Below are 19,819 nucleotides of genomic sequence, written 5' to 3' on the forward strand. Positions count from 1 at the left end.
GACACGGCAGCGCCGGACGGGAGGCACGGCTAGCGTTGGTCCCGTGACCACCGACGAGCCCGTGGCAGCGCCGGACGGCCTGCCCTGCCGGACCGACGTCGAGATCGTGCTGCTCCTCGCGTCGCCCCGGCACCGCTACGAGGGGCGCCCGGCGGACGGCGCGCTGCCCGCGGACCCGTCCGGGCCCGAGCTGCGGGACCGCGTCGAGGTGCGTGCCGGTCTCGGGATCGTCGGCGACCGCTACTTCGCCGCGCGGGCACACGTCCACGCGACCGTCACCGTCGTGGGGATCGAGGGGCTCGAGGACGTGGCCCGCTCGGTCGGCGCCCCCGTCGACCCGGCGGCGACCCGACGCAACGTGGTCCTCCGCGGCGCCGACGTCGAGGCACTCCGGGGTGCGCCCTTCGCCCTCGACTGCGGGGACGGGGTCGTGCGCTTCCGCGGGTACCGGCCCGCGAACCCGTGCGCGTGGATGGACCACGAGGTCGCTCCGGGGGCGTTCCGGGCGATGCGGGGACGGGCGGGGGTCCGGTGCGATCCCGAGTCCGACGGCGTGCTCGTCGTCGGGCCCGCGAGGCTGTGGACCGCCCACCCCGTCCCGCTGGGGGCTACGCCGACGCCGTGAGGGCGTGCTCGATCGCGTCGACGAACGCGGGCAGGTCGTCCGGGTTCCGGGAGGTGATCAGGCCGCCGTCGACCTGCACCTCCTGGTCGACCCACTCGCCACCGGCGTTCCGGACGTCGGTCTGCAGCGACGGGAACGACGTGAGGGTCTTGCCGGACACGACACCGGCCTCGATGAGGGTCCACGGGCCGTGGCAGATCGCCGCGACGGGCTTGCCGGCGTCCGCGAAGGCCTGCACGAGCGCGACCGCGTCCGAGTCCTGCCGGATGGTGTCGGCGTTGATCGTGCCACCGGGGACGACGAGCGCATCGTAGTCACCAGCGCCGCTGACACTGCCGATGGTGGTGTTGGACGGCACCGACTTGCCCGGGTCCTTGTCCCCGACCAGCGTCTGGATCGAGCCGGACTCCTGCGCCGCCACGGTGACGTCGGCGCCGCGCTCGCGGAGCTGGTCCGTGGGGACGACGATCTCGTCCTGCTCCACGCCGTAGTTCGTCGCGATGACGAGGATCTTCTTGCCGTCGAGGGCTGCCATGGTCGTTCCTTCCACGGCCCGGTACTTCCGGCCGCGGACCCCACGGTCGTCGTCCGCCGCTGGACGGGCTCGCAGTCGGCAGGCGTTGCTCAGCCCCGCACGCGGAAAGCGGACCCTTCACGCTCGACGGTCAGCCCGTCGTACCCCGCGATCCGTGGCAGCCCCTCCGTGACCGGGCTCGAGAGCTCCCCCACGACGACCGTGGTCGCACCGGAGGCGACGGCCGCCTCGACCCCGGCGGGAGCGTCCTCGAACGCCAGGCAGCGCTCCGCCGGGACCCCGAGGAGTGCGGCGCCGCGGAGGTAGCCCTCCGGGTGCGGCTTGCTGCGCTCGGCGTCCTCGGACGGCACGAGGGCGTCCGGGACGGGCACACCCGCGGCGATCATGCGCTTCACGGCGAGCTCCCGCGGGGCACTCGTCACGAGGGCGATCGGCACACCGAGGTCCTGCAGCCGCCGGACGAACGTGGCTGCGCCGGGGACCTCGACGATGCCCTCGACGTAATCGATCTCGGCGGCGATCATCGTGTCGACGATCACCTGCTGCTCGGCGCGCGGCAGGTCCGGCAGGAAGCGCTGGATCGTGTCGATGGTCTGACGGCCGTGGGAGAACCCGAGGATCTCGGCCGGGTCGAGGCCGTGCTCGTCGCCGAACCGGGTCCACGCGGCCTCGACGACCGCGGTGGAGTCGACGAGCGTCCCGTCCATGTCGAACAGGACCCCGGACACCACGACGTCGATCACACGTCCGACCCTAGCGGGCGCGCCGAGACTCGGGCCCGGCGCCCCGAGACTCGGGCCCGGCGCTCCGAGACTCGGGGTGGGCGACGGTTCTCGCGGCCGCGACCACGAGAACCGTCGCGCAGGACGAGACTCGGCAACGCGCCCGCCCCCGCCGGCGCCGGCGGCGCCGCGGGCGGCGCCGGCGCCGCGGGCGGCGCCGGCGCCGCGGGCGCCGCCGGCGCGTCAGGCGCGCACGTACCGCGTCAGCAGGACGCCACCGTCGCCGAGCAGCACGTGGGCCGGCCGCATCCGACGGAGCTCCGGCGAGGAGGCCGTCGCGATCCGGGGTCCCTCGCCGCCCTCGAGCGTCGGGTCCACCGTCAGGGTCAGCTCGTCGACGAGGTCCGCCCCGATGAGCGCCCCGAAGAACGACGGGCCGCCCTCACAGTGGATGCGCTCGAGCCCCCGGTCGACCAGTGCCCGCACCGCTGCGGTCACGTCGAGGGAGTCGTCCCCGCACGCCACCACGTCCGCCACCTCGGCGAGCGCCCGCCCCCGCTCGGAGGAGGCGCCGGACCCCGAGGTCAGCACCACCGGCCGCACCGGCGCCTCGGTGAACACCCGGGAGGTCGCCTCGAGCGACGCCGAACCGCTCACGATCGCGAAGACCGGGTGGTCGGGCATGCCGTGCGCCCGCCGCCACGCCACGTCGGCGTCGTGCAGCACCATCGGCCCGTACTCCTCGTCCCGGACGGTCCCGGCGGCCACGAGGACCACGTCGGCCGTCCGGCGGAGCAGGTCGAACACCCGCAGGTCGTCGTCGCCGCCGAGGTCGGCCGTGCGACCGGACGCCGAGGCGGACCCGTCGAGCGTGGTCACGAAGTTCACCCGGAGCCAGGGCCCGTCCGGCACGCCGGCCCGGTACAGCTCGAGGAGGTCGTCGTCGGCCAGGTCGGCGATCGATGTCGGCAGTGCGTTCACGTGTTGTGCCTCGCCTCCACGGGTTCGCGCCAGCCGAGGACCGCCTCGACCATGCGCATGGCGTCGACGCTCTCGACGACGTCGTGCATCCGGACGATCCGCGCCCCGAGCATCGCGCTGACGGTCGCCGCAGCCAGCGATCCGGACAGACGCGCGCCGCGGGGACGCCCGAGGGACTCCCCCACGAAGTCCTTGTTGGACACCGCGGCGAGCACCGGGTAGCCGAGTGCGACGACCTCGGGCAGCCGGCGCGTCAGCTCGAGGGTGTGCACGGTGTTCTTGTTGAGGTCGTGTCCGGGGTCGACGATGATCCGCGACTCCGGGATGCCCGCCGCGAGCGCCCGGTCGACGCGCTCCCGGAGGAAGTCGACGACCTCGCGGCCGATGTCGTCGTAGTGCGGCGGGACGGGGAGGTGCTGCCGGGGCGGTGCGGTCGAGTGGGTGATGACGATCGTCGCGTCGGAGTCCGCGACGACGGCGGCCATCCGCGGGTCGGACAGGCCGGTGGTGTCGTTGACGACGCTGGCACCGGCAGCGATCGTCGCCTCCGCGACCTCCGGCCGGAAGGTGTCGACCGAGATCACCACGTCGGACTCCTGCGCCAGCTGGGACACGACCGGCAGGACGCGGTCGAGTTCGTCGGCGGCGGAGAGCTCCGGGCCCGGAGCGAACTTGACCCCGCCGATGTCCACCCAGTCGGCGCCCTGCTCGGCCGCACGGACTGCGGCGGCCACGGCCTGGTCGAGGGCGAACGTCGCGCCCTGGTCGTGGAAGGAGTCGGGCGTGCGGTTGACGATCGCCATCACGGCGACGCGGTGGTCGAAGTCGAACGTGCGGCGACCGATGGTCCGGACCGGGTCGCGCAGGTCGGGCACCACCCAGCCGGGTGCTGCACCGGCCTGGAGGCTCGGCTCGCGCTGCTCGGTCGTCATGCGTCCGCCCCGCGGTCGGCCCCGGCAGCGGGTCCTCCGGCCGTTCCGACGCCAGCGCCGATCAGCGCGATCGCCTCGGCACGCCCGGCCTGGTCGGCGAGGGTCCCGGTGGCGGCGACGGTCACGGTGGACGAGCCCGTCTGGCGCTCGCCCCGGGTCGTCACGCACTGGTGCTGCGCGTCGAGGACGACCAGGACCCCCGTGGCGTCGAGTCCCTCGGCGATCGTCGCCGCGACCTGCTCGCCGAGCCGCTCCTGCAGCTGTGGACGTGAGGCGACGGCGTCGAGCACCCGGGAGAGGGTGCCGAGGCCGATGAGCTGGTCGCCCGGCGCGTAGGCGAGGTGCGCGACCCCGATGAAGGGCAGGAGGTGGTGCTCGCAGACCGAGCGGAACTTCACGTCGCGGACGATGACGAGCCGGCCCCGGTCGCCGTCCTCGGCGTGCACGACACCGTCCCTGGCGATCGCGACGGCGTCCGTCCCGATGCCCGAGAAGAACTCCGCGTAGGAGTCGGCGACGCGGCCGGGCGTGCGGGCGAGTTCGGGGCGGCCGGGGTCGTCTCCGATCGCGAGGAGGAGCTCGCGCACCGCGGCCTCGATGCGTGCGCGGTCCAGTCGTTCGTTCACGTGCTCATCCAACACCGTGCCTGGCCGCAGAACGCGAGCGGTCACCCAACGCGACGTACCCCGGGGTGCCGGACCGGGCCTCCCGTCCGGTGGCGCGCCAGCGCGGCGCGCCGCGCTCCCAGGGTTCTGTAAACTCCTCCGGTGAGCGCCCAGCAGACCGAAACGCCGCCCCGGAACCGCGTCGCATCCGGACTCGACCGCTTCTTCTCGATCACGAGCCGCGGTTCGACCATCCCCCGAGAGATCCGTGGTGGTCTCGTCTCCTTCGTCACGATGGCCTACATCGTGATCCTCAACCCGCTGATCCTCGGCGGGTTCAGCGCCGACCAAGCGGCGAAGGACGTCACCGGCGGCTGGCTCGAGAACGCGCAGGTCGCCGCGGCGACCGGGCTCGTCGCCGGCCTGATGACCATCGCGATGGGCGTCGTCGCGAACCTGCCCTTCGGCATCGCGGCCGGGCTCGGCATCAACTCGTTCCTCGCCGTGAGCGTCGTCAAGCAGGTCACCTGGCCGGAGGCGATGGGGCTCGTCGTCATCAACGGCGTGATCATCGTGATCCTGGCGCTGACCGGCATCCGGACGATGATCTTCACGGCCGTGCCCGCACAGCTCAAGGCCGCGATCACCGTCGGCATCGGCCTCTTCATCGCGTTCATCGGCCTCGTCGACTCCGGGTTCGTCCGGTCGTCCGGTCTCGCGTCCCCGCCGCTGCAGCTCGGCGAGGACGGCTCGGTCGGGGCCTTGCCGACGATCGTGTTCCTGATCGGGCTCGTCATCATCGGCACGCTCATGGCCCGACGGGTCAAGGGCGCCCTGCTCATCGGCATCGTCGCGACGACGATCATCGCGATCATCCTGCAGGCGATCTTCCACGTGCCGACGTCGGTCGACTCGAAGACCGGCTGGAACCTCAACGCCCCGGGTCTCCCGTCGGCGCTGTTCGCCGTGCCGGACCTGTCGCTCGTCGGCCACTTCGACCTCGGTGCGTTCAGCCGCATCGGCCCGCTCGCCGCGTCGATGCTCGTCTTCACCCTCGTCTTCACGAACTTCTTCGACGCGATGGGCACGATGACCGGCCTGGCGAAGGCCGCCGGCGTCGCGAAGCCCGACGGCACCTTCCCTCGACTCAAGTCGGCGCTCGTCGTCGAGGGCGTCGGGGCGATCGCCGGCGGCGGCGCGTCGGTGTCGTCGAACACGGTGTTCATCGACTCGGCGTCCGGCATCGGCGAAGGCGCCCGCACCGGGATGGCGTCCGTCGTCACGGGTGTGCTGTTCCTGGCGTCGATGTTCCTCACGCCGCTGACCCAGGTCGTGCCGCTCGAGGTCGCCGCCGCGGGCCTGGTCGTCGTCGGTGCGCTCATGGTCGCGCAGGTCGCGGACATCTCGTGGACGGACTTCGGGTCGGCGCTGCCGGCGTTCCTCACGATCGTCGTGATGCCGCTGACGTACTCGATCGCGAACGGCATCGGCGCGGGCTTCATCAGCTGGGTGCTCATCAAGCTGCTGTCCGGCCGCGGTCGCGAGGTCTCGTGGCTGCTGTACGTCGTCGCGTTCGGCTTCCTGCTCTACTTCGCCCGCGGGCCGCTGGAGGCGCTGCTCGGCGTCGGGTGACGCGGTGCGCTGTGCGCTGTGCGACGCGGGTTCGCACAACCGAAGTCACCCCGAACCACGGATCGCCGTGGTTCGGGGTGACTTCGGTTGTGCGGGGCGCAGGTCGCGTCAGCTCGGCAGGTCCGCCGGCAGCGCCTCGTGGTGGCGTCGACCCTGCGTGCGCCGGTCCTCCTTCATGCCCGCCTCGAACAGGTGCCGCCTGCCGTCGACCAGCTGGTCACGCGCGGCCTTCTCGAGCTCCTTGGCGAGCGCGTAGTAGCCGTCGTCGTAGTCCTCCATGACCTGGAACGTCCACCGCCCCGCGATCACGTTCCGCCCGACCAGCTCGGTGTCGATGCGGTCGGCGAGGTCGGTGTGCCCGGCCTTCCGGAGCTGCTCGACGGCCTCGCCGAGGTTGAGGTCCGCCATCCCGGTGAGCCGGTGGAACCCGTAGAGGAGGCCGCGTGCGTGTTCGATGACCTCGACCGCCGCGGACAGCGTGCCGAGGGCCTCGACGGTCGCCTCGGACACCCCCTCGGGCACCTGGTGGGCGGCGTCGGGTCCCTGGTCGTCGTGCTGCTGATCCGTCATGGCTCTCGTCTACCGGAGCGGTGCTCGTGACGTTCCGAGGTCGGCGTCCCCCGGGTGTTCCCCGGGCTCCGGGCCGCCCACCGCATCCTCGTTGCCCGTCGCCGGATCGTGGCCTACCATTCGAACACACGTTCGAACGAGGAGGACATCGTGGTGATCATCGACACGGCCGCGACCGTCTGGTGGACCGCCGGCGTGCCCGTCCGGCTGGTGTGGTCCGGGCGTCGCTGGCGGGTCACGGACACACCCACACGGCTCACCGTGACCCGGGCGGAACTGCCCACCGCCATCACCCACGCACCCGAGCGGACGGTCGGATGGCGCTTCCAGGCGACGGCCGAGGACGGCGAGACGCTCGTCGTCGACATCGTCCCCGAGGGTGACGGCTGGGGCGTCGCCCGCACGTGGACGTGACCGGCCCGGCGCGCTACGGTCCCGACATGACCAGGTGGATCGCCCTGCTCCGCGGGGTGAACGTGAACGGGATCACGATCCGGAGCGCCGACCTCGCCGCGACCTTCCGCACGCTCGGGTACGCGGACGTCCGGACCGTGCTCGCCTCGGGGAACGTCGTGTTCACAGCCCCGGGCGAGGCGTCGGTCGTCAAGGGGCATGTCGAGCAGGCGCTTCGCGATCGGTTCGGCTACGACGCCTGGGTCGTGCTGCTCCGTCACGACGACCTCGCCGGCATCGTCGAGGGCTTCCCGTTCCCGTCCGGGCCGGACCGGCACGACTACGTCCTCTTCGCTTCGGAGGACGCCGCACTCGACGACCTGCTCGCGGACCTCGCCCTCGACGACACGGTCGAACGGGTCGCGCGCGGGGCCGGTGTCGTCTACTGGTCGTGTCCGAAGGGGTCCAGCACGGACACGACGTTCGCCAAGCGGGCGGGCGCGGTCCGGTTCAAGCGGACCACGACCACCCGCAACACGAACACGCTCCGGAAGCTCCTGTGAGCGTCGCGGCGCGCGGTGCCCTGCACCACGTCGAGCTCCGGGTGGCCGACCTCGACCGGGCCGTCGCAGCGTGGGGCTGGTTGCTCGGCGAACTCGGCTACGAGCCGTACCAACGGTGGGACGACGGGCAGAGCTGGATCGCGGGCGGGACGTACGTCGTCATCGAGGCCGCACCCCTCGACGGGGTGCACGACCGGCGCCGTCCGGGGCTGAGCCACCTGGCGTTCCACGCCGGGACGACCGCTGACGTCGAGCGCCTGTGGCGTGCCGCGCCGGCCCACGGGTGGGCGCAGCTGTACGCCGACCGGCACCCGTACGCCGGGGGCCCGGACCACCACGCCGCGTTCCTCGAGGACGGCGAGCGCTGCAAGGTCGAACTGGTGGCGACCACGCGCTGACGACCGCCGACGCGGTACCGCGCGCAGCGCCTCCAGGCCACCGCGCGCAGCCCGGCCGGCGTCCGAGCGGGCCCTACGCGGTCGTCTCGTCCGCCTCGAACTGCCGCTCGAGCGAGATCGTCGGGATCGATGCCGTGATGACCGACCCGTCCGCCCGGAGCGTGCCCTGGATGTCGCTCGTGGTCGGCGCGCGACCGGTCATCCGCGGCCCCTGGTGCGGCAGCGGCACCACCGTCGGCTGGTCGGCGGAGAGGTCCCACTGCTGGTTGTGGACCCAGACCGTGAAGCCCTCGCCGTGCTCGATCGTGAACGTCAGGGTGTCCTGCTCGAGGTCGACCTTCACGCGCGAGCCCCGCACCGTCAACCGGTAGGTGATCCGCTCCCACGACTGCGGCAGCCGCGGGTTGAAGGTCATCCGTCCGCCGTGGTCGCGCATCCCGCCGAACCCGTTGACGAGCGCGCCCCAGATGCCGCCCGTCGAGGCGATGTGCACCCCGTCGGTGGTGTTGCCGTGCAGGTCGGCGAGGTCGACGTAGAGCGCGGTCTGGAAGTACTGCTCCGCGAGCTCGCAGTACCCGACCTCGGCGGCCATGATCGACTGCACGACGGCGGACAGCGTCGAGTCGCCCGTCGTCAGCGCGTCGTAGTAGTCGAAGTCGCGACGCTTCTCGGCCGCGGTGAACTCGTGCCCCTGCAAGAACAGGGCCAGGACGACGTCCGCCTGCTTGAGCACCTGGAACCGGTAGATCACCAGCGGGTGGTAGTGCAGCAGCAGCGGCCGCTTCGACTCCGGCGTGTTCTCGAGGTCCCAGAGCTCCTTGTCGAGGAACTGGGCGTCCTGCGGGTGGATGCCACGGTGCGGGTCGAAGGGGATCTCCATCGACTCGGCCGCGTGCTCCCAGCCGGTGACCTCCTCCGGCCGCAGCCCGGTCCGGCGCACCATCCGGCCGTACTCCTCCGGGTCGTCGGCGGCGAGCTCTCGCGTGGCCTGCACGGCGTACCAGAGGTTCGCCCGCGCCATGACGTTCGTGTAGAGGTTGTCGTCGACGACGGTCGTGTACTCGTCCGGGCCGGTGACGCCGTCGATGTGGAACTTCTTGTCGCCGTTCGACCGCCAGAACCCGAGGTCCTCCCACAGCCGGGCGGTCTCGACCAGGATGTCGATCGCGCCGCGCTTGAGGAACTCGGTGTCGCCCGAGGCCCGCACGTACTGCATGAGCGCATGGGTGATGTCGGCATCGATGTGGTACTGCGCGGTGCCGGCGGCGTAGTAGGCGCTCGACTCCTCGCCGTTGATCGTCCGCCACGGGAAGAGCGCCCCGCGCTGGTTCAGCTCACGAGCACGGGACCGGGCCGCGTCGAGCATGTTGTAGCGGAACCGGAGCGCGTTCCGGGCCACGATCGGTGCCGTGTAGGACAGGAACGGCAGGACGTAGATCTCCATGTCCCAGAAGTAGTGCCCACCGTACCCGGAGCCGGTGACGCCCTTCGCGGCGATGCCGTGCCCGTCGGTGCGGGCCGTGGCCTGCGCGAGCATGAACAGGTTCCAGCGGACCGCCTGCTGCACGTCCGGCTTGCCGGCCACCTCGACGTCGCTGCGCGCCCAGTAGTCGTCCATCCACGCGCGCTGGGCGGCGAAGACCTCGTCGACGGACTCGGCATGGGCGCGGTCCAGCGTGCGGTCGCAGCGGTCCGCGAGCTCACGCGCGGGGACGCCGCGCGAGGTGTGGTAGACGATGCTCTTCACGAGCCGGATGGGGACACCGGCCTTCGCCTGCACGCGGTAGACGTGCTTGGCGAGGTCGTCCTCGATCGAGGACGACTCGTCCCACGAGTTCTCGGTCTCCAGGTGGTGCTCGACGCCGACGCAGACGGTCATCCCCGAGCTCGCTGCCTGGTAGCCGAGCAACGACCGTCCGCCGGTGCTCCGCTTGAGCTTCGGCTCGAGCACCCGCTCGGTGAACGCCTCGGCCTTGCGCGGGTCGAAGGCGTTCGCCGCGGCACGCATGCCCGCGTGGTACTCGTCTTGGACGTCCTGCCGGTTCAGGACCTGGCTCGAGAGCAGGATCGAGGCGTCCGCGTCGAGCACGGTCACCTCGTAGTCGATGACCGCCAGGTGCCGGTCGGTGAACGACACCAGGCGCCGCGACCGGATGAGGACGCGCTTGCCGGACGGCGTCGACCACTCGGTCTCCCGGAAGAGGTAGCCGCCGCGGAACTCGAGCCGTCGGGTGTGGCGCAGGATGTCGGCCTCGGCGAGCACGAGCGGCTCGTCGTCGACGTAGAGCCGGATCACCTTCGCGTCGGGCGCGTTGATGATCGTCTGCCCGGTCTTCGCGAACCCGAAGGCGTCCTCGGCGTGGCGGATAGGCCAGGTCTCGTGGAAGCCGTTGACGTACGTGCCGTACTGCACGCCGCCGCGGCCTTCGTCGAGGTTGCCGCGCAGGCCCAGGTAGCCGTTGCCGACGGCGAAGTTCGTCTCAGCGACGCCCTGCTCGTCGGGCGCGTACTCGGTCTCGACGAGCGCCCACTCGTCGATCGGGTAGCGGACGCGGTCGAGCGGGTCCGAGGTGATGGGGTTCATGCTGCTCCGTGGGAGGGAGGTGTCGGGATCGGTCGTGGGGCGGACGGGTCGGTCGCCCGACCGCTCAGGTCGTCGGTGCCGGGGTGGAGCGGAGGTCGTCGATCAGGTCGGCGAGGTCGGTCACGACGAGGTCGGCACCGTGCGCTCGGAGCTGTTCGGAGCCGGCGCCGCGATCGACGCCGACGACGAGCCCGAAGCCGCCGTTGCGTCCGGCCTCGACCCCGCTGGTGGCGTCCTCGACGACCACGCACTCGGCGGCCGTGAGACCGAAGCGGCTGGCGGCGTCCAGGTAGGTGTCCGGGGCGGGCTTGCCCTCGAGCGCGTCCTGCCGGGCGACGAGGCCGTCGACGATCACGGGGAAGCGTTCGAGGATGCCCGCGGTCCGGAGCACCGACACGGCGTTCGCGGAGCTCGACACCACGGCGACCGAGTACCCGGCGTCGATCGCGGCGACGAGGAACCGGCGGGAGCCGGGGTACGGCTCCACGCCGTGCTCGTCGAGCTCGGCCGTGAACTCGGCGTTCTTCTGGTTGCCGAGCCCGCACACCGTGTCCAGCGCGGGGTCGTCGTCGGGGGTGCCCTCCGGCAGCTCGATGCCGCGCGACCGCAGCAGCGAGCGCACGCCGTCGTAGCGGGGCTTGCCGTCGATGTACGTGAAGTAGTCCTGCTCGGTGTACGGGTCGACCCCGCGAGCGGCGAGGTACGGCGTGAACAAGCGGCTCCACGCGCGCATGTGCACGTCGGCGGTCGGGGTGAGGACGCCGTCGAGGTCGAACAGCAGCGCGCGCTGATCCGCGAGGCGGGCTGGGGTGGGCCGGTCCGGTGCGGTCATGCGCCCACTCTAGGACCGCCCCGCTCCACGACTCAGGCACGCGGCCGATGTGTGGAGAGAGTTCACCCACAGCGCACGTGTGCAGGACCCGCGTGACGCGGACCGTCTTGGTACGACCGGAGGGCGTCGCCCGCCTCACAGGGGGCCGCTCGTCGCGCGGCCGTGGACGCGATCGGCAGGACACGCGGGCCGGGTGACGGGCGCGCGCCGCGCCTCCAGACCGACCGCCGGGAGGCACGGATCACCGCGACCGGACCGCGTACGGTGACCACGTGACCGGTTCCAACCCCCTCCGTCTCCGAGCGGCCGCCGTGGCGGTCCGCGGCGACCAGGTGCTGCTCGTTCTCCGTGAACGGGACGGACGGCGCTACGCCGTCCTCCCCGGCGGAGGCGTCGAGCCGGGCGAGACCCCGCAGCAGGCCTGCCTGCGTGAACTGCGCGAGGAGACCGGGCTCGGCGGCGAGCTGGTCGCGCTGCTGCCCGTCGGGCTCGACCGAGCCGCGCCGGCCGTGTACCTGCACGTCGAAGCGGGTCCGGGCGCACCGGAGGTCCGGTCGGATGCGCCCGAAGCAGCGCTGTCCAGCCCGTCGAACCACTACCAGCCGGCCTGGGTGCCGGTCTCGGATGTCGAGGAGGTCGGGCTCGTGCCGTCACTCGCCGTCGACGCGGTGCGGATGGCGGTCAGCGCAGGTCGGTCCCCGGCGGCAGCGCCGCCACCCAGCGCTCGACCGCCGCGCTGATCTCGGCGCGGGCTTCGGCCGGGGAGATGGTCGCGGTCCGGTCACCGGGCTGGTCGCCGTACGCCCCGAACTCGGCGTGGTTCGATCCCTCGACCTCGACCATCGTCGCGGTCGACGGCAGGAGGTGCCGGGCCGCCGCGACCTTCGCCGGGGTGCTGAGGCCGTCCCGCGAGCCGGCGACGCTGAGCACCTGGATGTACGAGCGACTGATGTCGTTCGCGCAGTAGCTGCCGAGGAGCAGGAGCCCGTCGGCGTCCTTCGCGAGTTGGCACGCACGCACCCCGCCGAGGGAGTGCCCGCCGACCGCCCACGTGGTGACCTCGGGGGCGTACGCCTCGAAGGTCGTGAGGGGCCGGGTGTCGAAGAAGGCGAGGTTGAGCGTCGGCTTCGTGATGACGACCGTCGTGCCCGAGGCCACGACCTGCCGGAACGTGGCCATGTACGCGTACGGGTCGACCTTCGCACCGGGGATGAACACGATGCCCTTGCCGTCCGCCTGGCCGGTCGGGGACATGAGGACGGCGTCGCCGACGTCGCGGACCGCCACCCGGTCGTCCCGCCAGACCTGGAGCGCCGCGCTGCGGGTGCCCTGCATGACGGTGTTCGCGTACACGAGGAACACCACGGCGAGCAGCACGACGGCTGCGACGATCCACGCGGTGACGCGGAGTGCTCGGGTCACGGTCGTCCTTCCAGGTCGCGGCGCATCACGATCTCGTGGCGCCCGTCCGGCAGCGCCTCGCCCACGTCATCGGTCACGGAGAACCCCGTTCGTGCGTAGGTCTCCCGGGCGCCGGCGTTGTCCGGCACCACCGCGAGGACGAGCTCGCGGGCGCCCTGCTCCGCCGCCCAGGTCGCGACCGCGCCGATGAGCGCTCGGGCGACCCCGCGTCGGCGCTCGTCGGGTGCGACCCACATCGAGATGAGCTCGACGCGGCGCGGGTCGTCCGCGTCCGGGACGCCGCTGGCCATGCCGACGGCACGGACGGGCCCGGCGTCGGGGTCGGCGTGGCGGCCCGGGACCGACGTCGTGCCGTTCGCCGGGTGCCCGTCGGTGTCGACCGCGAGCAGGTCGAGCGCGCCCGGCAACGACAGGCGGGTGCGCCACCGGTGCTCGGAGGCGTGCTCCCAGTCGACCAGCCGGGACCCGAAGGCACCGGGGGCGTCGGCGAGCGCCGCGAGCCGGACCGGCCGCCACAGGGCCCAGTCGTCGGCGGTCACCGGGCGCAGCGCGATCGTCACGAGGCGACGCTACAGCGGCCGGCTCCACGCGACCTCCCGGGCGAGCTGCCCGGTCCGTCGGAACAGGTCGACCTGGGTGGTGCCGGCGAGGACGGTCGCGAGGTCGTCCCGGTCGGCCGGGTCGAACCCGAGACCCTGCCAGAACGGGCCGGACCTCCGGCTGAACAGCCACGCGCGAGCTGCGCCCGCGGACGCGGCCTGCCCCATCGCGACGGCGGCGAGCCGGGAGCCTGTGCCGGAGCCGCGCAGCGCCGGGCTGACGGCGACGCTGCGGAGGAGGGCGTGCCTCCCGTCCGCCGAGGTCTCGAAACCGGTCGTGCCGACGACCGAGCCGGACGCGTCACGGATGGCTCAGAGACGCACGTCGGGTGTTCCCAGGCCCGCGACGGTGAGGTCGTTCGTGCTCGTGCTCGTGCTCGCCGGGGGGCTCACGCGTGCCCGGGGCTGAAGCGGTACCCCATCCCCGACTCGGTGACGAGGAACCGCGGGTTCGCGGGGTCGGGCTCGAGCTTCCGTCGGAGCTGCGCCATGTAGAGCCGGAGGTACCCCGAGTCGTTGCCGTGGGACGGCCCCCAGACCTCGGTCAGGAGCATCTCGCGGGTCATCAGCCGGTCGGGGTTCGTCACGAGGACCTCGAGCAACCGCCACTCGGTGGGCGTCAGGCGGATCGCGGGACCGGTCGGCGGCGTGACCTGCTTCGCGACCAGGTCGACCACGAGCTCGCCGATCGCGACGGTCGGCGCACCCCCGGCAGAAGCGGCCACCGCGGCCTGACGACGCCCGAGCGCCCGCAGCCGGGCGAGGAGCTCGTCCATCTGGAACGGCTTCGTGACGTAGTCGTCCGCCCCGGCGTCGAGGGCGTCGACCTTGTCGGAGGAGTCGGTGCGCCCGGAGAGCACGAGGACGGGCACCTGCGTCCAGGCGCGGAGCCCCTCGAGGACGCCGATGCCGTCGAGCCGGGGCATGCCGAGGTCGAGCAGGACGAGGTCCGGCCGTTCGGTGATGACGGCGTCGAGTGCGGCGCGGCCGTCCCGTGCGGTGACGACGTCGTAGCCGCGGGCGGCGAGGGTGACGGCGAGCGCCCGGACGAGCTGGGCGTCGTCGTCGGCGATGAGGACCTTGGTGCTCACAGGACCGACACCCCCACGTGGCCGGCGATCGGCAGCCGCACGACGACGGTGAGACCACCGCCGGGGGTGTCGTCGACCTCGATCGTGCCGCCCATGCCCTCCGTGAAGCCGCGGGCGAGCGCCAGGCCGAGGCCGAGCCCGGTGTCGTTGTCGGTGTCGCCGAGGCGCTGGAAGGGCTGGAACACCTCGCCGCGGCGGTCCTCCGGGATGCCGGGGCCGTGGTCGGCGACGCGCAGTTCGACACCGCCGCCGAAGGCGCTCGCGGCGACGCGCACCCGGGTCCCCTCGGGGGCGTAGCGGCTGGCGTTCGCGAGCAGGTTCACGACGACGCGCTGGAGCAGCACGGGGTCGGCGAGGACCGGCGGCAGGTCGGCGGGCAGGTCGAGGTCGACGTCCTCGGGGCCGAGTTCGAGCTCGTCGAGTGCCGGTGCGACGACCGTCTCCAGCGCGGTCGGGACCGGGCGCGCGGCGAGCACCCCCGCCTGCACGCGACTGACGTCGAGCAGATCGGCCAACAGCACCGCCAGGTGGCCGAGGCTCTCGTCGGCGGTGGCGAGCAGTGCCTCCCGGTCGGGCTCGGAGAGCGTGATGTCGCCGGCGCGGAGGGTCTGCACGGCCGCGGAGGCGGCCGCGATCGGCCGCCGCACGTCGTGGCCGACGGCCGCGAGGATCGCGCTGCGGACGCGGTCCGCCGCGGCGATCCGCTCCGCGTCGACGGCGGTGCGGGTGAGTTCGCGGTGCTCCACGGCGGCGTCGAGCTGCTGCTCGACGACGCGCAGCAGGCGGCGCTGGGTCGGGTCGTCGGGTGCACCGGCGAACTCGAGCACGGCACCGGACGGGAGGGTCGTGGCCGCGTCCGGCGCGTCGCCGAACGTCCCCGACGTGGCCGGGACGTCGTCGCCCTGCCGGATCCGCACGCCCGCGAAGCCGAACGCCTCGCGCGTCCGGTCGAGCAGCGCCTGGAGCGCGTCGTCGCCGCGGAGGACACTCCCGGCGATGCCGACGAGCAGGCCCGACTCGGCGGCGGCACGGCGTGCCGCACGGGAGCGCCGCGCCGACCGGTCCACCACGAAGCTGACGAGCACGGCGCTCACGACGTACATGACGAGCGCCACGAGGTGCCACGGCTGCTGGACGGTGACCATGTAGAGGGGTTGCACGAAGAAGAAGTCGAGGCTCAGACCGGAGAGGACGGCGGCGAACACTGCGGGCCACATGCCGCCGACGAGTGCCACGACGAGCACGAGCAGCTGGTACGCGAGCACGTCGACCGTGATGGCGTCCGGGTCCTTGCCGAGCGACAGCAGCCAGGTGAGCAGCGGGCCGGCCACGAGCGACAGTACGAACGCGGCGACGATGCGGCCGCGGGACAGGCTGCCCCCGAGCCGCGGCAGGGCGAACCCGCCGCCGGCCCGCTCGTGCGTGACGACGTGCACGTCGATGTCGCCCGACTCGCGGATCACCGTGTTGCCGATGCCCGGACCCGTGATCGCCGCGGCCACACGGCTGCGACGGCTGACGCCGATGACGATCTGGGTGGCGTCGATCGACTTCGCGAAGCGCACGAGGGTCGTCGGCACGTCGTCGCCCACGACCTGGTGGTACGTCCCGCCGAGCTGTTCGAGCAGGGTCCGCTGCTTGCCGAGTGCACCCGGGTGCCGCTCGCGGAGGCCGTCGTTCGTCGTCACGTGGACGGCCGCCAGCTCGCCGCCGGCGCTGCGGGCGGCGATGCGTGCGCCGCGACGGAGCAGCGTCTCGCCCTCGGGGCCGCCGGTGAGGGCGACGAGGACCCGTTCCCGTGCCTCCCAACGGTGGTCGATGCCGTGCTCGGCGCGGTAGGCGCGGAGCGCGTCGTCGACCTCGTCCGCGAGCCACAGCAGCGCGATCTCCCGGAGGGCGGTCAGGTTGCCGAGGCGGAAGTAGTTCGAGAGTGCCGCGTCGATCCGCGCCGCCGGGTACACGAGGCCGTCGGAGAGCCGGTCGCGGAGGGCCGCCGGGGACAGGTCGACGACCTCGATCTGGTCGGCGGCGCGCACGACGGCGTCCGGGACGGTCTCCCGCTGCACGGTGCCGGTGATCTCGCGGACGACGTCGCCGAGGGACTGCATGTGCTGGACGTTCACGGTGCTGACGACGGAGATCCCGGCGGCGAGCAGTTCCTCGACGTCCTGCCACCGCTTCTCGTGGCGCCCGTCGGGAGCGTTCGTGTGGGCGAGCTCGTCGACGAGGGCGACGTCGGGCCGGCGGGCGAGGACGGCGTCGAGGTCCATGTCGTCGAGCTGCACCCCGCGGTGCTCGACGACGCGGCGGGGCACGACCTCGAGACCGTCGACGAGGGCGGCGGTGGCGGCGCGCTCGTGGGTCTCGACGACTGCGACCACGACGTCCCGGCCCTCGGCGGCCATCCGGTGCCCCTCTTCGAGCATCGTGTAGGTCTTGCCCACGCCGGGTGCCGCGCCGAGCAGGACCCGCAGCTTGCCTCGCTTCACGTGCTCATCCTCTCGCGTCGGTCGTCGCGGTGGTGGTGGACGGGGCGGTGCCGATGCTCCTCGCACCACCGAAGTCGGTTCGCGCCACGGTTCGGCGCGGTGCGAGGTGACTTCGGTTGTGCGGAAGCGATCGGCACCACCGTCAGGAGGCCTTCGCCAGCGCGAGGTTCAGCTCGAGGACGTTCACCACGGGCTCGCCGAGGAACCCGAGCTGGCGGGCCTCGGTGTGCTCGTCGACGAGCGTCCGGACGGCCGACTCGGACATGCCTCGAGCCGACGCGACGCGGGACACCTGCTGGAGCGCGTACTCCGGGCTGATGTCCGGGTCGAGGCCGGAGCCCGAGGCGGTGACGGCGTCGGCCGGGACCTGGCTGGCGGGCACCCCGTCGGCCTTCGCGATCGCCTGTTGGCGCTCCCGGATGGCCTTCACCAGGTCGGGGTTGTTCGGGCCGAGGTTCGAGCCACTGGACGCGTTCGCGTCGTAGCCCTTCTCCCCCGCGGCGCTCGGTCGGGACTGGAACCAGCGGGCAGCGGACGACCCGTCGAAGGACTGCCCGATCAGGGACGACCCGACGACCTTCCCCGACGAGTCGGTGACCATCGAGCCGTTGGCCTGATCGTGGAAGGCGGCTTGCCCGACGCCCCAGACGGCGAGGGGGTAGGCGATGCCGAGCACCACGGTGCTGAGGAGGGTGAGGCGGATGGCCACACCCGTCGAACGGAAGGTGGAACGTGCTGATGCCATGACTAGAACCCCGGGATGAGACCGACCACGAGGTCGATCAGCTTGATGCCGATGAAGGGGACGACCACGCCGCCGACGCCGTAGAGGAGCAGGTTGCGGCCGAGGATCGACGATGCCGACGCTGCGCGGTACTTGACGCCGCGCAGCGACAGCGGGATGAGCGCCACGATGACGAGCGCGTTGAAGACGACGGCGGACAGGATCGCGGACGACGGGCTGTGCAGCCCCATCACGTTGAGCGCCGCGAGCCCCGGGAACGCCAGCTGGAACATGGCCGGGATGATCGCGAAGTACTTCGCGACGTCGTTGGCGATCGAGAACGTGGTGAGCGCGCCGCGGGTGATGAGCAGCTGCTTGCCGATCCGGACGACGTCGATGAGCTTGGTCGGGTCGGAGTCGAGGTCGACCATGTTGCCCGCCTCCTTCGCCGCAGTGGTGCCGGTGTTCATCGCGACGCCGACGTCCGCCTGGGCCAGGGCCGGGGCGTCGTTCGTGCCGTCACCGGTCATCGCGACGAGGTTGCCGCCCTCCTGCTCCTTGCGGATGAGGGCGAGCTTGTCCTCCGGGGTGGCCTCGGCGAGGAAGTCGTCGACGCCGGCCTCGGCCGCGATGGCCTTCGCGGTGCGCGGGTTGTCGCCCGTGATCATCACCGTCCGGATGCCCATCTCCCGCAGCTGCGCGAAGCGTGCGGACATCCCGTCCTTCACGACGTCCTTGAGGTGCACGACACCCAGCAGGTCGACGGCACCGCCGGGCGCGCGACGGGCGACGACGAGCGGGGTGCCGCCCTGGTCGGAGACCTCGGCCACGGTGGCGTCGATCGCGGCGGTGACGGCCGGGTCGGCTGCCCCGGCCCACGCGAGCACCGCGGCCGCGGCACCCTTCCGGACCTCGGTCCCGTCGGTGAGGTCGAGCCCGGACATGCGGGTCTGTGCGGTGAACGGCACCTCGACCGCTCCGACGGGCAGCCCGGCGCCGATCCCGGCCTCGGCGGCCAGGTCGACGATGGAGCGGCCCTCGGGGGTGCTGTCGGCGGCGCTCGACAGCGCGGCGGCCTCCATCAGCTCGGCTTCGGTCACGCCCGGCACCGGCACGACACGGGACGCCCGACGGTTGCCGTACGTGATCGTGCCGGTCTTGTCGAGCAGCAGGGTGGTGATGTCGCCCGCCGCCTCGACCGCTCGACCGGACATCGCGAGGACGTTGTGCTGCACGAGGCGGTCCATGCCGGCGATGCCGATCGCGGAGAGGAGCGCACCGATCGTGGTCGGGATGAGGCAGACGAGCAGGGCGATGAGCACCGGGATGCTCACGGTCGCACCGACGAGGCCCGCGATGGGCTGCATGGTGAGGCAGACGATCACGAACACGATCGACAGCGAGGCGAGCAGGATGTTCAGCGCGATCTCGTTCGGCGTCTTCTGGCGGGCGGCGCCCTCGACGAGCCGGATCATCCGGTCGATGAAGGTCTCGCCCGGGGTCGACGTGATGCGCACGACGATCCGGTCGGACAGCACCCGCGTGCCGCCCGTGACGGCGCTGCGGTCGCCGCCGGACTCCCGGATGACCGGCGCGGACTCGCCGGTCACCGCGGACTCGTCGACGGACGCGATGCCGTCCACGACGTCGCCGTCGCCGGGGATCACCTCACCGGCCACGACCACGACGACGTCGCCCTTGGCGAGGTCCACCGACGCGACCTCCTCGGTCTCGTTGCCGGTGGCCGCCGGGTCGGACTGGTCGTAGCGGAGCACCCGGCGGGCGCTCGTGGTCGACCGCGTCTTGCGCAGGGTGTCGGCCTGCGCCTTGCCGCGGCCTTCGGCCACGGACTCGGCGAGGTTCGCGAAGACGACGGTCAGCCACAGCCAGACGGCGATCGCGATGGTGAAGGCGGACGGCTCGACGAACAGCGAGACGGTGGTCAGGGCGGCGCCGACCTCCACGATGAACATGACGGGGTTGCGCCACATGAGGCGCGGATCGAGCTTGCGGAGGGCGCCCGGGAGGCCCGCCGCCAGTTGGCGGGGTCCGAAGGCGGACGAGGTGGCCGGCCTGGAGGCGGTGGTCGCCTCCGGAGCGGAGGTCGCGGTGGTCATGGTGG

At 72.6% G+C, this 19,819-nt stretch carries 21 protein-coding genes; 6 read left to right on the plus strand and 15 right to left on the minus strand.

Features of this window, described 5'->3' with window-relative positions; genetic code table 11:
• Positions 1-43: 43 nt before the first annotated feature.
• Entirely contained in the window at positions 44-625 is a 582-nt protein-coding gene (locus tag MON03_RS16405; RefSeq protein WP_242089525.1) for an MOSC domain-containing protein, read from the plus strand.
• On the opposite strand, the gene MON03_RS16410 is transcribed toward MON03_RS16405, so the two are convergent.
• From MON03_RS16410 to folE, 5 genes are all read right to left on the minus strand, one after another.
• A complete protein-coding gene (locus MON03_RS16410; protein ID WP_022902358.1) occupies positions 609-1,160 on the minus strand; it encodes a type 1 glutamine amidotransferase domain-containing protein in 552 nt (183 codons plus the stop codon). The genes MON03_RS16405 and MON03_RS16410 overlap by 17 nt on opposite strands.
• Positions 1,161-1,249: 89 nt before the next feature.
• Positions 1,250-1,903, minus strand: a complete 654-nt coding sequence (locus tag MON03_RS16415; protein ID WP_242089527.1) for an HAD-IA family hydrolase — start codon at positions 1,901-1,903, stop codon at positions 1,250-1,252.
• A gap of 222 nt (positions 1,904-2,125) precedes the next feature.
• A complete protein-coding gene (locus MON03_RS16420) occupies positions 2,126-2,863 on the minus strand; it encodes a pyrimidine reductase family protein (protein WP_242089529.1) in 738 nt (245 codons plus the stop codon).
• Positions 2,860-3,795, minus strand: a complete 936-nt coding sequence (gene folP, locus MON03_RS16425) for a dihydropteroate synthase (protein WP_242089531.1) — start codon at positions 3,793-3,795, stop codon at positions 2,860-2,862. The genes MON03_RS16420 and folP overlap by 4 nt, the downstream gene beginning before the upstream one ends.
• On the minus strand, positions 3,792-4,421 hold the full coding sequence (gene folE, locus MON03_RS16430) for a GTP cyclohydrolase I (RefSeq protein WP_022902354.1): 630 nt from the start codon (positions 4,419-4,421) through the stop codon (positions 3,792-3,794). Before folE ends, folP begins: the two co-directional genes overlap by 4 nt.
• A 141-nt stretch (positions 4,422-4,562) precedes the next feature.
• Between folE and MON03_RS16435 the strand changes: the two genes are divergently transcribed.
• Positions 4,563-6,032, plus strand: coding sequence for an NCS2 family permease (locus MON03_RS16435; protein ID WP_022902353.1), 1,470 nt, complete (start codon positions 4,563-4,565; stop codon positions 6,030-6,032).
• Between the two features lie 108 nt (positions 6,033-6,140).
• On the opposite strand, the gene MON03_RS16440 is transcribed toward MON03_RS16435, so the two are convergent.
• Entirely contained in the window at positions 6,141-6,602 is a 462-nt protein-coding gene (locus MON03_RS16440; RefSeq protein WP_022902352.1) for a hypothetical protein, read from the minus strand.
• A 150-nt stretch (positions 6,603-6,752) separates the two neighbouring features.
• On the opposite strand from MON03_RS16440, the gene MON03_RS16445 reads away from it, so the two are divergent.
• From MON03_RS16445 to MON03_RS16455, 3 genes are read left to right on the plus strand one after another with little or no spacing between them, the layout of a single operon-like run.
• Positions 6,753-7,016, plus strand: a complete 264-nt coding sequence (locus MON03_RS16445; protein ID WP_083881907.1) for a hypothetical protein — start codon at positions 6,753-6,755, stop codon at positions 7,014-7,016.
• Between the two features lie 26 nt (positions 7,017-7,042).
• A complete protein-coding gene (locus tag MON03_RS16450) occupies positions 7,043-7,558 on the plus strand; it encodes a DUF1697 domain-containing protein (RefSeq protein ID WP_031272359.1) in 516 nt (171 codons plus the stop codon).
• On the plus strand, positions 7,555-7,956 hold the full coding sequence (locus MON03_RS16455) for a VOC family protein (RefSeq protein WP_242089533.1): 402 nt from the start codon (positions 7,555-7,557) through the stop codon (positions 7,954-7,956). Before MON03_RS16450 ends, MON03_RS16455 begins: the two co-directional genes overlap by 4 nt.
• 73 nt (positions 7,957-8,029) lie before the next feature.
• Here MON03_RS16455 and MON03_RS16460 read toward each other — a convergent pair whose 3' ends face one another.
• Positions 8,030-10,540, minus strand: coding sequence for a glycoside hydrolase family 65 protein (locus MON03_RS16460; RefSeq protein ID WP_242089535.1), 2,511 nt, complete (start codon positions 10,538-10,540; stop codon positions 8,030-8,032).
• Positions 10,541-10,604: 64 nt separating this feature from the next.
• Positions 10,605-11,372, minus strand: coding sequence for an HAD family hydrolase (locus MON03_RS16465; RefSeq protein WP_242089537.1), 768 nt, complete (start codon positions 11,370-11,372; stop codon positions 10,605-10,607).
• Between the two features lie 272 nt (positions 11,373-11,644).
• On the opposite strand from MON03_RS16465, the gene MON03_RS16470 reads away from it, so the two are divergent.
• A complete protein-coding gene (locus MON03_RS16470; protein WP_242089539.1) occupies positions 11,645-12,112 on the plus strand; it encodes an NUDIX domain-containing protein in 468 nt (155 codons plus the stop codon).
• Here MON03_RS16470 and MON03_RS16475 read toward each other — a convergent pair.
• From MON03_RS16475 to kdpB, 7 genes are all read right to left on the minus strand, one after another.
• Positions 12,054-12,794: an alpha/beta hydrolase gene (locus MON03_RS16475; RefSeq protein ID WP_242089541.1), complete on the minus strand. Its 741-nt coding sequence runs from the start codon at positions 12,792-12,794 to the stop codon at positions 12,054-12,056. The genes MON03_RS16470 and MON03_RS16475 overlap by 59 nt on opposite strands.
• Positions 12,791-13,354, minus strand: coding sequence for a GNAT family N-acetyltransferase (locus MON03_RS16480; RefSeq protein ID WP_242089543.1), 564 nt, complete (start codon positions 13,352-13,354; stop codon positions 12,791-12,793). The genes MON03_RS16475 and MON03_RS16480 overlap by 4 nt, the downstream gene beginning before the upstream one ends.
• A gap of 9 nt (positions 13,355-13,363) precedes the next feature.
• Positions 13,364-13,702 carry a GNAT family N-acetyltransferase gene (locus tag MON03_RS16485; protein ID WP_242091482.1) on the minus strand — a complete coding sequence of 113 codons (339 nt, stop codon included), beginning with the start codon at positions 13,700-13,702 and terminating at the stop codon, positions 13,364-13,366.
• 80 nt (positions 13,703-13,782) lie between these two features.
• The gene (locus tag MON03_RS16490; RefSeq protein ID WP_242089545.1) at positions 13,783-14,484 is read right to left on the minus strand and encodes a response regulator; all 702 of its coding nucleotides are present in this window, start codon (positions 14,482-14,484) and stop codon (positions 13,783-13,785) included.
• Entirely contained in the window at positions 14,481-16,973 is a 2,493-nt protein-coding gene (locus MON03_RS16495) for an ATP-binding protein (RefSeq protein ID WP_175328334.1), read from the minus strand. Before MON03_RS16495 ends, MON03_RS16490 begins: the two co-directional genes overlap by 4 nt.
• A gap of 142 nt (positions 16,974-17,115) precedes the next feature.
• Positions 17,116-17,718, minus strand: coding sequence for a potassium-transporting ATPase subunit KdpC (gene kdpC / locus MON03_RS16500; RefSeq protein ID WP_031272388.1), 603 nt, complete (start codon positions 17,716-17,718; stop codon positions 17,116-17,118).
• 2 nt (positions 17,719-17,720) lie between these two features.
• A complete protein-coding gene (gene kdpB, locus MON03_RS16505) occupies positions 17,721-19,814 on the minus strand; it encodes a potassium-transporting ATPase subunit KdpB (RefSeq protein WP_242089547.1) in 2,094 nt (697 codons plus the stop codon).
• Positions 19,815-19,819: the final 5 nt, after the last annotated feature.

The organism is Curtobacterium sp. DN_7.5 (assembly GCF_022655355.1).
In the GTDB taxonomy this organism is placed as follows: Bacteria; Actinomycetota; Actinomycetes; order Actinomycetales; family Microbacteriaceae; genus Curtobacterium; species Curtobacterium luteum.

Coding starts and splice junctions, on each gene's coding strand:
- MON03_RS16440 (WP_022902352.1), bottom strand. CDS start 6,602: ATGACGGATCAGCAGCACGACGACCAGGGACCCGACGCCGCCCACCAG.
- kdpC (WP_031272388.1), bottom strand. CDS start 17,718: ATGGCATCAGCACGTTCCACCTTCCGTTCGACGGGTGTGGCCATCCGC.
- MON03_RS16450 (WP_031272359.1), top strand. CDS start 7,043: ATGACCAGGTGGATCGCCCTGCTCCGCGGGGTGAACGTGAACGGGATC.
- MON03_RS16465 (WP_242089537.1), bottom strand. CDS start 11,372: ATGACCGCACCGGACCGGCCCACCCCAGCCCGCCTCGCGGATCAGCGC.
- folP (WP_242089531.1), bottom strand. CDS start 3,795: ATGACGACCGAGCAGCGCGAGCCGAGCCTCCAGGCCGGTGCAGCACCC.
- MON03_RS16460 (WP_242089535.1), bottom strand. CDS start 10,540: ATGAACCCCATCACCTCGGACCCGCTCGACCGCGTCCGCTACCCGATC.
- kdpB (WP_242089547.1), bottom strand. CDS start 19,814: ATGACCACCGCGACCTCCGCTCCGGAGGCGACCACCGCCTCCAGGCCG.
- MON03_RS16410 (WP_022902358.1), bottom strand. CDS start 1,160: ATGGCAGCCCTCGACGGCAAGAAGATCCTCGTCATCGCGACGAACTAC.